Raw genomic sequence first — 13789 nt, 5'->3', positions numbered from 1 at the left:
GGGGCGCCATCCCCGACGGGATCCCGCCCGTCGGCGGAGCCGCCGCGCCCGCCGCCGCCGGGCGCCCGCCGCGGCGGACCGGGCGCCCGGTCCGCCGCGGCGGGTCGGACGGTGGCGGTGGGCCGGCCGGCGGCAGCGCGCGGGCGGGGCCGACCACCCCGCCCGGCGCGGGCCTACAGGCCCAGGATCTCGCGGGCGATACGCGTGACCTCGCCGCCGTCGGCGCGGCCCTTCGTCTCGCGCATCACGTGGCCGACGATGGCGCCGATCGGCTTCATGTTGCCGCTCCGCAGCTTCTCGACCACGTCGGGGTTGGCGTCGAGCGCGGCCTGCACGACCGGACGCAGCTCGTCGCCGCCGCCGATCGCCGCCAAGCCCTCACGCTCGACGATCGGGCCCGGTGTCCCGCCCTCGGCCACGAGGACGTCGAGCACCTGCTCGCCGGCCTTGCGGTTGATCGTCTTCGCCTGCACGAGCGCGACGAGCTCGGCGAGCGCCTCGGGCGTCACCTTCGACGCCGCGGGGTCGCCGTCCGTCGCCTCGTCGCCGTCGAGGCGCCGCACCAGGTCGTTGCCGATCCAGTTGGCCAGCTGCTGGCGGTCGGCGTCCGGCCCGGCGGCCGCGACGACCCGCTCGAAGTAGTCGCCCAGCTCGCGGCGGAACGCGAGCAGGCGGGCGGACTCGTCGTGCAGGCCCAGCTCGCTGCGGAAGCGCTCCGCGCGGTCGAGCGGCAGCTCGGGGATCGCGGCGCGCGCGGAGTCGAACAGGTCCTGCGGGATGACGACGGGCGGCACGTCCGGCTCGGGGAAGTACCGGTAGTCGTGCGAGCCCTCCTTGGAGCGCAGCGACGTGATCGACCCGGTGCGCGGGTCGAAGTGCAGCGTCTCCTGCTCGACGCGGCCGCCGGACTCGAGGATGCGCGTCTGCCGGGCGACCTCGGCGTTGATGCCCTGCTCGATGAACCGGAACGAGTTCATGTTCTTCAGCTCGGTCTTCGTGCCGAGCGTGGTCTCGCCGACCGGACGGATGGAGATGTTGGCGTCGCAGCGCAGCGAGCCCTCCTCCATGTTCACGTCCGACACGCCGAGCTGGCGCAGCGTCTCGCGCAGCAGGCGCAGCCACGAGCTGGCCTGCTCGGCGGAGTGGATGTCGGGCCGCGTGACGATCTCGGCCAGCGGCGTGCCGCCGCGGTTGAAGTCGACGACGGACGACGTCGACCCGCCGATGCGGCCCGTGGACCCCGCGTGGACGAGCTTCGCGGCGTCCTCCTCCACGTGCACGCGCTCCAGGCGCACGTCGCCGAGCTGGCCGCCGTCGACGAGCGGCTCGTCGAACTGGCTCAGCTGATAGCCCTTGGGCAGGTCGGGATAGAAGTAGCTCTTGCGGTGCAGGACCACGCGCCGGGCGAGCTCGCCGCCGAACGCCATGCCGATCATCAGGCCCAGGCGGATCGCCTCGCCGTTGACCACCGGCAGCGTGCCGGGCAGGCCCAGGCAGACCGGGCAGGTGTGCGTGTTCGGCGGGTCGCCGAACACCAGCTCGCACCCGCAGTACATCTTCGTCTTCGTGCCGAGCTGGACGTGGATCTCCAGCCCGATGACGGGCTCGTACGCGGTCATCAGCGGGTCTCCTTCGTGCCGGCGCCCGTCCGCGCCGGGGTGCCGTCGAAGCCGAGCGTCGCCTCGAGGGCGTGCGCGGCGTCGAGGATCGTCTGCTCGCTGAACGCGGGCCCGGACAGCTGCAGGCCGACCGGCAGCCCCTCCGACGTGCCGCAGGGGAGCGAGATCGCCGGGACGCCGGCCAGCGAGAACGGCAGCGTCGTGACGTCGGCCTGGTACATCGCGACCGGGTCGTCCGTGCGCTCGCCCAGCTTCCAGGCGACCGTCGGGCTCGTCGGCGTGGCGATCAGGTCCACCGTCTCGTGCGCGGCGCGGAAGTCCTCGACGATCTTCGTGCGGACCTGCTGCGCGCGCCGGTAGTACGCGTCGTAGAAGCCGCTCGACAGCGCGTACGTGCCGAGCATGATGCGCCGCTTGACCTCGGGGCCGAAGCCGTCGTGGCGGGTCCTCGTGTACAGCTCGACCAGACCGCCGCCGTCGATGTCGGCGCGGTTGCCGTAGCGCACCCCGTCGAAGCGGGCCAGGTTGGACGACGCCTCGGCCGGGGCGAGCAGGTAGTACGCCGCGAGCGCGTGGCGGGCGTGCGGCAGCGCGATCTCGACGACCGTCGCGCCCAGGCCCTCCGCCTGGCGGAGCGCCGCGTCGAACGCCGCGCGGACGCCGGGCTCGATGCCCTCGCCCAGCAGGTCGACGGGGACGCCGATCCGCACGCCGTCCAGGCGCTCGGCGGTCGGCAGGTCGAGCGGGTGGCTGTTCGTGTCCCAGCCGATCGACGTGGAGTCGTTGCGGTCCGCCGGGCCGGTCATGGCGCGGAAGAGCAGCGCCGTGTCCGCGACGTTGCGGGCGATCGGGCCGGCCTGGTCGAGCGACGACGCGAAGGCGATCATGCCGAAGCGCGAGACCGTGCCGTACGTCGGCTTCAGGCCCACGACGCCGCAGAGCGCGGCCGGCTGGCGGACCGATCCGCCGGTGTCGGTGCCGATCGACGCGGGCGCCAGGCCGGCGGCGACCGCGGCGGCCGAGCCGCCGGACGAGCCGCCGGGGACGCGCTCGCGGTCCCACGGGTTGCGGACGGGGCCGAACGCCGAGTTCTCGTTCGACGAGCCCATCGCGAACTCGTCCTGGTTCGTCTTGCCCAGGACCGTGGCGCCGGCGTCCTGCAGGCGGCGCACGGCGGTCGCGGTGTAGGGCGGCAGGTAGCCGCGCAGGATGTTCGACGCCGAGGCCGTCGGGACGCCCTCGATGCAGAACAGGTCCTTGATCGCCAGCGGCACGCCGGCGAGCACGCTGTCGGTGCCGGGCCGGTCGCGGCCCGCGAGCGCGGAGCCCGCGTCGTCCGCCAGCCACGTGAAGGCGTTCGTGTCGTCCGCGGCGGCGCGGTCGCGGTACGCGGCGAAGAGCTCGTCCTGGCCGAGGTCGCCGCGGCGCAGCGCCGCCGCCGCCTCGACGACGGAGAGGGAGATCGGATCGGTCATGCGCTCAGGCCTGCGGGCTCGGGACGCGGAAGCCGTCGTCGGTCGCGTCGGGCGCCTGCGCGAGGGCCACGTCGCGGTCGAGCGAGCGGTGCGGCTCGTCGGCGCGCAGCAGGCCCTGGCCGGCCACGACGTGCGCGGTCGGCTCGACGCCCTCCAGGTCGAGCTCCGAGATGGTCTCGAGGTGGCCGAGGACGGCGGACAGCTCGCGCGCCATCGGCTCGATCTCGTCGTCGTGCAGCTCCAACCGGGAGAGCGTGGCGACGTGTAGGACGGTGTCGCGGTCGATCATGCCCGGCCCATGGTAGTCCGCGGCCCTGCCGTGGGCGGACGCGCCGGGGCCGACGCGGGCGTCGGGGTCCCGTGCGGTCGGGCGGACGCGCGTGGCCGGCCCCGGGTCCGGGGACGGGCGGACCGCGATCAGGCGCCGGGCTCGGCCGCTGCCGTCGGCGCGTCGCGCCGCGACGGGGCGAGCCGCTCGGGCGGCGGGGCGAGCGCGCCCTCGCTCGCCCGGGGCCGGTCGTCCGCGATCGCGACCCACAGCCCGACGAGCCCGACGAGGAGCGACGCGAGCAGCAGCCAGCCGCCCGCGGCGACGCTCGTGCCGACGGTGACGACCGTGCCGTCGGGGAGGCGGTATCCGGCCCCGGGCTGCGCCAGCAGGGAGCGGATCGCCGTCAGCAGCAGCACGAGCCCGACGACGAACACCCCGAGCACGGTCGAGACCACCGCGCCGTAGGTCGGCCGGCCGGCGCGCGCCCGCACGGCCAGGACGACGACGACCAGCAGCCACGCGGCCGCGATCGCGACGAGCTCGAGCCACGGGTGACCGAGCGTCCCCCAGCCGCGTCCCAGCCCGGTGGCGTGCTCGCGGATCGTGTCGGCGCAGACGGGCGGCGAGATCGGGTCGTCCGCGCACGCGCCGTCGGCGTCGACCGCGAAGAGCCGCAGGAAGAGCGTGGCGAGCAGGCCGAGCAGGCCGAGGGACGCCAGCAGCTCGCCGGTCCGCAGGCGTCCGCCGATCACTTCGGCTCCTCGCCCGCCTGCATCCGCGCCGCCTGCACCGTGTTGGCCAGCAGCTTGGCGATCGTCATCGGCCCGACGCCGCCGGGGACGGGCGTGATGGCGCCCGCGACCGGGGCGACGGCGTCGAAGTCGACGTCGCCGACGAGCGTGCCGCCCTCGAGGCGGTTCATGCCGACGTCGATGACGGTGGCGCCCGGCTTGACCCAGTCGGACTGGACCATCTGGGCGCGGCCGACGGCGACGATCAGCACGTCGGCGCGCGCGGCCACGGCCGGCAGGTCGGTCGTGCGCGAGTGGGCGGTCGTCACCGTCGCGTTGCGCTGCAGCAGCAGCTGACCCATCGGCTTGCCGAACAGGTTGGAACGGCCGATGACGACCGCCTCGGTGCCCTGCAGCTCCACGCCGGCGTGGTCGAGCAGGCGGATGACGCCCGCGGGCGTGCACGGACGCAGGCCCGGCAGGCCGAGCGCCAGGCGGCCGGCGGACGCGACGGTCAGGCCGTCGACGTCCTTCTCGGCGGCGATCAGGTTCGTCAGCTCGACGCCGTCCAGGTGGGCCGGGACGGGCAGCTGGCAGATGATGCCGCTGACGCGCTCGTCGGCGTTCAGCTCGTCGATGAGCGCGACGACCTGCTCGCGCGTGGCGTCGGCGGGCAGGCGGTGGTCGAAGCCCTGGAGGCCGACTTCCTTGCACGCGCGCTGCTTGCCGCCGACGTAGACGGCGCTCGCGGGATCCTCGCCCACGAGGATCGTCGCCAGGCCCGGCGCGCGGCCGTAGCGCTCCACGAACGCGGCGACGTCGGCGGCGACCTCGCCGCGGACCTCCGCCGCTACCTGCTTGCCGTCGATGATCGTGCCGGACACCCCCGGCAGGCTAGCCGGTGGCGGGGCGATCCGGCCGGCTCAGTCGAGGGTCTCCAGGCGCGCGAAGCCGGCGATCAGCCGCTTCTCGCCCGACCCGCGGAAGCGCACGACGACGACGTCGCCGTCCATCCCGACGATCTCGCCCTCGCCGAACTTGACGTGGCGCACCCGCTGGCCGGCGGTCCAGGTCGGCGCGTCCTCGGCCGCCTTGGCGCGGTCGGCCTGCAGGTCGCTGCCGCGCCGCAGCCCGAGCCCGGCCAGGCTGGACGCGCCGCCACCCCCGCCGGACGCGCCGCCGGCGCGCGGCGCGCCCATCCGCCCCAGGCGGCTGAAGTCGGCGCGGGGGCGCATCGGGCCGCCCGCGCCGGGGCGGCCGGACAGCGCCTCGGGCGACGCCTCGTCGAGCGCGTCGTGCGGCAGCTCGCGCAGGAACCGGCTGGGGACCTGCGTCTGCGGCGGCCCGTAGAGCGCGCGGCGGCGGGCCCACGTGATCGCCAGGTGCCGCCGCGCGCGGGTGATGCCGACGTAGCAGAGGCGCCGCTCCTCGTCGAGCTCGCCCGAGTCGATCGCGCGGGAGTGCGGGAAGATGCCGTCCTCCAGGCCGACGAGGAACACCGCGTCGAACTCCAGGCCCTTCGCGTTGTGGAGCGTCATCAGCGTGACGCTGCCGCCCTCGTCGGCGGCCGCGCGGTCGGCGTCCGAGATCAGCGCGGTCTGCTGCAGGAAGCGGTCCAGGCCGGTCAGGCCGTCGTCCGGATGCTCCTCGTGGTCGTACTCGTCGGCGTAGGCGTGCAGCTGGTCCAGGTTCTCCAGCCGCCCTTCGTCCTGCGGGTCGCTCGACGCCTCGAGCTCGGCCCGGTAGCCCGTCACGCGCAGGACGTCCTCGACCAGGTCGGCCACGCGCAGGTCGGCGCCGGCGGCGGCCATCGACTCGCGCAGCTGCGCGACCTGGTCGCCGAAGCTCGACACCGCGCGGCACGCCGCGGTCTTCAGGCCCGCGGCGGCGGGGTCGTCCAGCACCTCGAGCGGCGTGACGCCCGTCGCGGCGGCGTGGGCCAGGATGCGCCCGACCGTCGTGTCGCCGATGCCGCGGCGCGGCCGGTTGACGACGCGGGCGAAGGCGACGGTGTCGGCCGGGTTCTGCAGCCACGTCAGGTACGCCATCGCGTCCTTGACCTCGGCGCGGTCGAAGAACCGCTGACCGCCGATGACCTGGTAGCCCAGCTCGGCCTGGACGAGCGACGTCTCCATCGTCCGCGAGAGCGCGTTCGTGCGGTACAGGATCGCCATCTCGCTGAGCGGGACGCCCTCCCCTGCGAGCCGCTCGATCTCGCCGACGACCCAGCGCGCCTCGGCGAAGTCGTCGTCCGCCGCGCGCACGCGGACCTCGTCGCCCGCGCCCAGGTCGGTGAAGAGGTGCTTCTCGAGCTGGTGCGCGTTGTTGGCGATCAGCCCGTTCGCGGCGTCGAGGATGTGCTGCGTCGAGCGGTAGTTCTGCTCGAGCTTGATCGTCTCGGCGTCGGGGAAGTCCTGCTCGAAGTCGAGGATGTTGCGGATGTCGGCGGAGCGGAAGCCGTAGATCGACTGCGCGTCGTCGCCGACCACCATCAGGTTGCGGTGCCCGGGCTCCTCGCCCGCGAGCGGCCCGAGCGGGTCGTCGCCGCCCTGGTGCATCGGGTCGTCCATGCACAGGAGCTGCAGCAGTCGGTACTGCGCGGGGTTCGTGTCCTGGTACTCGTCGACGAGGACGTGCTTGAACGCGGCGCGGTAGCGGGCGCGGACCTCGGGGAAGCGCTCGAGCAGGTCGACGGTCCGGACGAGCAGGTCGTCGAAGTCCATCGCGTTGTTGCGGACGAGCTGCTCCTGGTACGCCGCGTACGCGTCGGCGACGGTGCGGTCGTACGGGCCGTGCGCCAGGTCCTGCGCCCGCTCGACGGAGCGCAGGCGGTTCTTGTGGTCCGAGATCTGGTTGCGCACCCCGTTGGGCGTGAACCGCTTGAGGTCGGCGCCCTCGGCCTCGAGGCAGCGCTTGACGAGCCGCTTGGAGTCGTCGGAGTCGTAGATCGTGAAGCCGCGGGTGTAGCCCAGCTTCTCGGCCTCGACGCGCAGGATCCGCGCGCACGCGCTGTGGAAGGTCTGCACCCACAGGCCGCGCGTGGAGCGGCCCAGAAGCGCCCCGACGCGCTCGCGCAGCTCGGCGGCCGCCTTGTTCGTGAACGTGACGGCCAGGATCTCGCCCAGTCCCGCCTGGCCGGTCCGGACGAGGTACGCGACGCGGTGGGTCAGCACGCGCGTCTTGCCCGACCCGGCGCCGGCGATCACCAGCAGCGGCCCGCCGGGGTGCGTGACGGCGCGGCGCTGCGGCTCGTTCAGCCCCTCGAGCAGTTCGGCGGCGTAGGCGTCCACGGAGCTCACCCATCGAGGATAGGAGCTGGGCCGGAGGGTGCCGCCCCGCCCCGCGCGGGACGAGGCGGACCCGCGCCACCCGGGCTCAGGCGGCCCCGCGCAGGCGCGGCAGGACGGTCTCGCCGATGGCGCGCAGCGTCGGACGCGGGTCGGGCATGGTGATCGGCGCGATGACCTCGGTGATCCCGTGGTCGCCGAGCGCCGCGACCCGCGACGCCACCTCCTCCGCCGTCCCCGCGATCGCGAAGTGCTCGACGATGACGTCGGGGATCAGCGCCGCGTACTCCGGGCTGTGCAGCCACTCGACGTAGCTCTGCCGCGCGCGGGCCTCGGACGAGACGCGCTCGAGCTCGGCGATCGTCTCCCCCAGCTCGGCCGGCAGGTCGTCCGCCGGGATGGCCCGCACCGCGGCGCGCGCGATCGCCGCCGCCGTGCCGCGCACCTCGTCCCGCGCGGCGGCCGGGTCGGCGTCGTCCACCGCGACCGGCAGCATCGCCTGGACGTGGAAGCCCTCCAGCGTTCGGCCGGCCTCGGCGCGGCCCGCGGCCACGTGGTCGAGCGCGTAGCGCAGGACGTCCGGGTGGATGCCGAGCTTCAGGTACACCCCGTCGGCGGAGCGCCCGGCGGCGGTGAGCGACCGCGGCCCGCTCGACGCGAACACCACCGGCACCCGCGGCGCCGGCCAGTCGAGCCGCAGCTCGGCGTCCTCGTACGGCACCGTCTCGCCGGCGTGCAGGCCGCGGATCACGCGCGCGGTCTCCTCCATGCGCTTGATCGTCGCCCGCTTACGGCCGATCGACTCGACCGCGGTCTCCCCCGTGCCGATGCCCAGGCGCACCTCGCGGCCGGCAGCGTGCTCGGCCACCGTCCCGATCGCGCCGGCGATGACGGCGGGGTGCCGGGTGACGGGGTTCGTCACGCCGGTGCCCAGGCGGATGTGTTCCGTCCGCTCGGCGACGACCGTCAGCGCGGTGTAGACGTCGCGGAAGAGGCTCTGCGAGTCGGCGATCCACACGCCGGGGAAGCCGAGCCGCTCGGCCTCGACGGCCAAGTCGGCGACCTCGCCGATCGGGCGGTCCGGGTGCAGGCCGACGCAGAAGTCGGGGGCGCTCATGCGACCGGCACCCGGGCCAGGACGCCGCCGTCGACGAGGAGCGACGCGCCCGTGACGAACGCCGCGTCGGCGGACGCGAGGAACGCGATCGCCGCGGCGATGTCGTCCGGGGTGCCCATCCGGCCGAGCGGCGCGGCGGACGCCGCCATGCCGGCCGCCGCCTGCGGGTCGTCCTGCGCGTCGAAGTACCCGCGCAGGTTGGGCGTGTCGATGTACCCCGGGCAGACGGCGTTGACCCGGATGCCGACGGGCGCCCCGTCCAGGGCCATCGCCTTCGTCAGCGCCAGCACGGCGCCCTTCGACGCCACGTACGCGGCGTCCTGCGGGAACGCGGCGAACGACGCGGTCGACGCGACGTTGACCACCGCGCCGCCGCCGCGGGCGACCATCGGGGCCCACAGCACCCGGGTGAGCGCGTGGATGCTGCGCAGGTTGACGTCCATCTGGCGGTCCCACGCGGCGTCGTCGAGCTCGTGCAGCGCGCCGACGACGGTCTGGCCCGCGGCGTGCACGACGACGTCGGGCACGCCGTGCTCGTCGAGCGCCGCGGGCAGCGTGGCGCGCACCGCGTCAGCGGACGCGACGTCGAGCGGCAGCACGACGGCGCGGTCGCCGATGGCCGCGGCGACCTCCTCGAGCGGCTCGCGGCGGCGGCCGACGAGCACGACGCGCGCGCCCTCGGCGGCGAGCCGCTCGGCGGCGCCCCGGCCGATGCCGGTCCCGGCCCCCGTGACGAGGGCGATCTGGTCCTGGAAGCGCATGGCGGCGGCGCTCACATCGGCAGGGCGGGCTCGCCCGCCGTCCAGCCGCCGTCGACGGGCAGCACCACGCCCGTCACCGCGGACGCCAGGTCGGAGGCGAGGAAGAGGATGCTGCCGGCGATCTCTTCGGGCTCGAACACGCGGCCGAGCGGCACCCGGCGCGACACCGCGGCCTCCAGCTCGGGCGTCATCTGCCCCGCCGCCATCGGCGTGCGCGTGAACCCGGGGCAGACGGCGTTGACGCGGATGCCCGCGGCCGCCCAGTCGATCGCCAGCGAGCGGGTCAGCGCGGCGACCGCGCCCTTCAGCGCCGAGTACGCCGACTGGTGCGGCAGGCAGACGAGCGCCGCCTGCGACGCGACGTTCACGATCGCCCCGCGGCGCTCCGCGAGCAGCGGCTGCAGGACGCGGGTCGTGTGGACGACGCCCATCAGGTTGACGTCGAAGTTGCGCTGGTAGTCGGCCGGGTCGACCTGCTCCGCGGGCAGGTTCGGCGTGATGATCCCCGCGCAGTTGACGAGCGCGTCGACGCCGCCCCAGCGGTTGCCCGCCTGCGCGGCGGCGGCCTCGACCGACGCGGCCGACGACACGTCCACCTGCCGCCGCTCGACGCCCTCCGGCGCGGGGCCGTCCGCCGGGGCCAGGTCCCACGCCTCGACGTTCGCGCCCGCCGTTCGGAACCGCTCCACGCACGCCCGCCCGATGCCGGATCCGGCGCCGGTGACGACCACGGTCTTGCCCTGCAGATTCATCGTTCTCCGTTCTCCGGCGCGCGCAGCAGCCCGAGGGTGCTGTGGAGCGCCGATTGCATGTGGACGCGCATCGCGGCGACCGCCGCGTCCGGATCGCGGGCCGCGATGGCCTCGACGATCCGCTCGTGCTCCTCGAGCGCCTTCGGCGCCCGGACGACCTGGAACCCGGAGCGGGCGCGGACGAGCTTCAGCTCCTGGTTGATGAGCTGGAGGTACCGCTCGAGCGCGGCGTTGCGTCCGCACCGCACGATCAGCTCGTGCAGGTCCAGGCGCTCCGGGTAGTGCGGCTCCTCGCCCTCCGTGACGGCCCGCTGCGAGGTGTCGAGGAAGGCGCGCAGCGCGACGACCTCGTCCGTCCCGGCGCGCTCGGCCGCGAGCGCAGCGGCGCGGCACTCGAGCGAGCTGCGGACCTCGAAGAGCTGCCGCACCTCGCCCGCGTCGAGCGCCCGCACGAACGCGCCGCGGTGCGACTCGATGCGCACCAGGCCGTCGCGCGCCAGGCGCTGCATCGCCTCGCGCACCGGCCCGCGGCTGACGCCCAGGTCGGCGGCGATCTCGACCTCGTTCAGCCGCTCCTCGGGACGCCGCTCGCCCCGCACGATCTGGTCGCGCAGGACGGCCTCGACCTTGTCCGTCAGCGTGTGGCCGACGCGGTCGATCGCGTCGGCGCCGTTGCCGCGGGTGCTCATGCCGCCACCCGCACGCAGACGGTCTTGTGCTCGGTCAGGTCGTCGAGGACCGCGCGGCCCATCTCCTTGCCCCACCCCGACTCGCGGATGCCGCCGAACGGCATCGCGGCGTCGAAGACCCCGTAGCAGTTGACCCACACCGTGCCGGCGCGCAGGGCGGCGGCCATCCGGTGCGCCGTCCCGACGTTGCCGGTCCAGACGCCCGCGGCCAGGCCGAAGCGGCTGTCGTTCGCCGCGGCGACCACGTCGTCGACGTCGCGGAACGGCAGGACCGCCACGACGGGCCCGAAGATCTCCTCGCGCACGAGCGGCATCTCGGCCCGCGCGCCCGTGAAGACGGTCGGCTCGAGGAACCAGCCGGCGTCGCCGACGCGGCGGCCGCCCGTCGCGAGCTCGGCGCCGGCGGCCACCCCGGCCTCGACGTGCCGGCACACCGCGTCGCGGTGCTCGCGCGAGACGAGCGGGCCGACGTCGGTGCGCTCGTCGAAGCCGTCGCCGATGCGCAGGCGCCGCGCCGCCGCGACCAGGCCGGCGACGACCTCGTCGTGCACGGCCTCCTGGACGTACAGGCGCGAGCCCGCGGTGCAGACCTCGCCCTGGTTGAAGAAGATGCCGTCCGCCGCGCCCTGGATCGCGGCCTCCAGGTCGGCGTCGGCGAAGACGACGTTCGGGCTCTTGCCGCCGAGCTCGAGCGACACCTTCTTCAGGTTGCCGCCGGCCGCCCGGATGATGGCGCGGCCCGTCTCGGTCGAGCCGGTGAAGGCCACCTTGTCGACGAGCGGGTGCGCCGCGAGCGCCGCGCCGGCGTCGTGGCCGAGGCCCGGCACGACGTTGAGCACGCCGGGCGGGACGCCGGCCTCGAGCGCCAGCTCGCCCAGCCGCAGCGCGCTCAGCGGCGTCTGCTCGGCCGGCTTGAGGACGACGGCGTTGCCGGCCGCCAGCGCGGGCGCGACCTTCCACACGGCCTGGCCGAGCGGGTAGTTCCACGGCACGATCGCGCCGACGACGCCGATCGGCTGGCGCCGGGTGAAGACGTGGTGGCCGCCCGGTGCGGACACGGGCACGGTCGCGCCGCCGAGCTTCGTCACCCACCCGGCCATGTAGTGCAGCAGGTCGACGGCGCCGGCCACGTCGACCGCTCGGGCGGTGACGAAGGTCTTGCCGTTGTCGAGCGTCTCCAGACCGGCGAGCTCGTCCGCGTGCGTGGCGACGAGGTCGGCCAGCCGGACGAGGACGCGGGCCCGCTCGGCCGGGCGCAGCACGCGCCACGGCCCGTCGTCGAGCGCGCGGCGGGCGGCGCGGACGGCCAGGTCGACGTCGGCCTCGCGTGCCCGCGCGACCTGCGCGAGGACGGTGCCGGTGGAGGGGTCGGTCGTGGGATACGTGCCGCCGTCGAGCGCGTCGACGCGGCGACCGTCGACGAGCAGCCGCACGTCGCCGATCTCGGGCGCCCGCTCGCGGGGCCGCAGGAAGGTCAGGGTCATGGTGGGTCCTGGTCGGGACGGGGACGGCCGCCGGCGGGCGCGCACGGGGCGCGGCCGCCGGGGTCGGGCGCCGGCGGGCGCGGACGCGCCGCGCCGCCGGGTCCGCGGTCGTCAGTCGCCCAGGCGGATGCAGACCGTCTTGGACTCCGTGTAGTCGTCGAGCACGATGCCGCCCATCTCGCGGCCCCAGCCCGACTCCTTGTAGCCGCCGAACGGCATGGCGGCGTCGAACACGCCGTAGCAGTTGACCCACACCGTGCCGGCGCGCAGCGCGTCGGCGACCCGGTGCGCGGTCGAGATGCTCTCGGTCCACACGCCGGCGGTCAGGCCGTAGCGCGTGTCGTTCGCGCGGCGGATGACCTCGTCCGTGTCGTCGAACGGCAGGATGGAGACGACGGGTCCGAAGATCTCCTCGCGGACGACGCGCGACTGGTCCGTGACGTCGGTGAAGACCGTCGGCGCCACGTAGTAGCCGCCCTCGGTGGCGTACGTGCCGCCCGCCGCGACGGTGCCCTCCTCGCGGCCCAGGTCGACGTACCCGGTGACCTTCTGGTGGTGCTCCTTCGACACGAGCGGGCCGATGAACGACGACGGGTCGAAGCCGTCGCCGACCGTGATCGACTCCGCGGCGGCCGACACGCCCGCCACGACCTCGTCGTAGACCGAGCGGTGCGCGTAGATGCGCGAGCCGGCCGCGCAGGCCTCGCCCTGGTTGTAGAAGATGCCGTCCGCGGCGCCCTGGATGGCCGCCTCGAGGTTGGCGTCGCCCATGATGATGTCGGGGCTCTTGCCGCCGAGCTCCAGGGTGACCTTCTTGATGTTGCCCGTGGCGGCCTGCAGGATCGCGCGGCCCGTCGCCGTGGAGCCCGTGAAGGACACCTTGTCGACGTCCGGGTGCGCGGTCAGCGCCGCGCCCGCCTCGGCGCCGAAGCCGGGGACGACGTTCAGCACGCCCTCGGGGATCCCGGCCTCGAGAGCCAGCTCGCCCAGGCGCAGGGCCGTCAGCGGCGTGACCTCGGACGGCTTGAGGACCACCGTGTTGCCCGCGGCGAGCGCCGGGGCGACCTTCCACGCCGCGATCGTGAGCGGGAAGTTCCACGGCACGATCAGGCCGACCACGCCGACGGCCTCGCGTCGCGTGTAGGTGTGGAAGCTGCCGGGGAACGAGATCGGGATCGTCGCGCCCTCGAGCTTCGTCGCCCAGCCCGACATGTAGTGGAAGAGGCCGGCGGCGGCCGAGACGTCACCGTCCCGGGCCTGCACGAACGGCTTGCCGTTGTCGAGCGTCTCGAGGCCGCCGAGCTCGGCGGCGTGCTCGAGCAGCAGGTCGCCCAGGCGCCACAGGATGGCGGCGCGGTCCTTCGGCTTCATGTCGCGCCAGGGGCCCGACTCGAACGCCCGGCGGGCGGCCTTCACGGCGCGGTCGACGTCCTCGGCGCGGGCCTCGGCCACGCGCGTCAGCAGCTCGCCGGTGGCGGGGTTGAAGACGTCGAACGTGCGGCCCTCGGCACCGTCGACGCGCTGGCCGTCGATGAGCAGGCGGGTGTCGCCGATCGCGGGAGCGTCGGCGTGCGGGGAGACGACGGGGGTGCTCATGCGCTCG

The 13789-nt window shown here is 75.0% G+C and carries 12 protein-coding genes; all 12 read right to left on the bottom strand.

The genetic code is table 11. The features are described from left to right. Positions 1 to 173: 173 nt before the first annotated feature. Positions 174 to 1619: an Asp-tRNA(Asn)/Glu-tRNA(Gln) amidotransferase subunit GatB gene (gatB, locus tag J3P29_RS09370; RefSeq protein WP_210492920.1), complete on the bottom strand. Its 1446-nt coding sequence runs from the start codon at positions 1617 to 1619 to the stop codon at positions 174 to 176. Next, a complete protein-coding gene (gene gatA, locus J3P29_RS09365; protein ID WP_210492917.1) occupies positions 1619 to 3094 on the bottom strand; it encodes an Asp-tRNA(Asn)/Glu-tRNA(Gln) amidotransferase subunit GatA in 1476 nt (491 codons plus the stop codon). The genes gatB and gatA overlap by 1 nt, the downstream gene beginning before the upstream one ends. Before the next feature lie 4 nt (positions 3095 to 3098). Continuing rightward, positions 3099 to 3383 (bottom strand): Asp-tRNA(Asn)/Glu-tRNA(Gln) amidotransferase subunit GatC, encoded by a 285-nt coding sequence (gene gatC, locus J3P29_RS09360; RefSeq protein WP_210492916.1) that lies wholly within the window; start codon positions 3381 to 3383, stop codon positions 3099 to 3101. Positions 3384 to 3511: 128 nt separating this feature from the next. Further along, on the bottom strand, positions 3512 to 4117 hold the full coding sequence (locus tag J3P29_RS09355) for a hypothetical protein (protein ID WP_210492914.1): 606 nt from the start codon (positions 4115 to 4117) through the stop codon (positions 3512 to 3514). Beyond that, positions 4114 to 4980 (bottom strand): bifunctional methylenetetrahydrofolate dehydrogenase/methenyltetrahydrofolate cyclohydrolase FolD, encoded by an 867-nt coding sequence (folD, locus tag J3P29_RS09350; RefSeq protein WP_210492912.1) that lies wholly within the window; start codon positions 4978 to 4980, stop codon positions 4114 to 4116. The genes J3P29_RS09355 and folD overlap by 4 nt, the downstream gene beginning before the upstream one ends. A 39-nt stretch (positions 4981 to 5019) precedes the next feature. Next, entirely contained in the window at positions 5020 to 7395 is a 2376-nt protein-coding gene (locus J3P29_RS09345; protein ID WP_210492911.1) for a UvrD-helicase domain-containing protein, read from the bottom strand. A 76-nt stretch (positions 7396 to 7471) separates the two neighbouring features. Further along, complete coding sequence (locus J3P29_RS09340) at positions 7472 to 8500, bottom strand: LLM class flavin-dependent oxidoreductase (RefSeq protein WP_210492909.1); 1029 nt, start codon at positions 8498 to 8500, stop codon at positions 7472 to 7474. After that, positions 8497 to 9276, bottom strand: a complete 780-nt coding sequence (locus J3P29_RS09335; RefSeq protein WP_210492908.1) for a glucose 1-dehydrogenase — start codon at positions 9274 to 9276, stop codon at positions 8497 to 8499. Before J3P29_RS09335 ends, J3P29_RS09340 begins: the two co-directional genes overlap by 4 nt. After that, the gene (locus J3P29_RS09330) at positions 9273 to 10013 is read right to left on the bottom strand and encodes an SDR family NAD(P)-dependent oxidoreductase (RefSeq protein ID WP_210492906.1); all 741 of its coding nucleotides are present in this window, start codon (positions 10011 to 10013) and stop codon (positions 9273 to 9275) included. The genes J3P29_RS09335 and J3P29_RS09330 overlap by 4 nt, the downstream gene beginning before the upstream one ends. Then, a complete protein-coding gene (locus tag J3P29_RS09325; protein ID WP_210492904.1) occupies positions 10010 to 10702 on the bottom strand; it encodes a GntR family transcriptional regulator in 693 nt (230 codons plus the stop codon). The genes J3P29_RS09330 and J3P29_RS09325 overlap by 4 nt, the downstream gene beginning before the upstream one ends. Further along, a complete protein-coding gene (locus tag J3P29_RS09320; RefSeq protein ID WP_210492902.1) occupies positions 10699 to 12186 on the bottom strand; it encodes an aldehyde dehydrogenase family protein in 1488 nt (495 codons plus the stop codon). The genes J3P29_RS09325 and J3P29_RS09320 overlap by 4 nt, the downstream gene beginning before the upstream one ends. 111 nt (positions 12187 to 12297) lie before the next feature. Continuing rightward, positions 12298 to 13782 (bottom strand): aldehyde dehydrogenase family protein, encoded by a 1485-nt coding sequence (locus J3P29_RS09315; protein ID WP_210492900.1) that lies wholly within the window; start codon positions 13780 to 13782, stop codon positions 12298 to 12300. Between the last annotated feature and the right edge of the window lie 7 nt (positions 13783 to 13789).

This window comes from Patulibacter sp. SYSU D01012 (assembly GCF_017916475.1).
GTDB lineage: Bacteria > Actinomycetota > Thermoleophilia > Solirubrobacterales > Solirubrobacteraceae > Patulibacter.
Note: the sequence above shows the minus strand (reverse complement) of the source record. Positions and strands in the feature narration are given on the sequence as shown.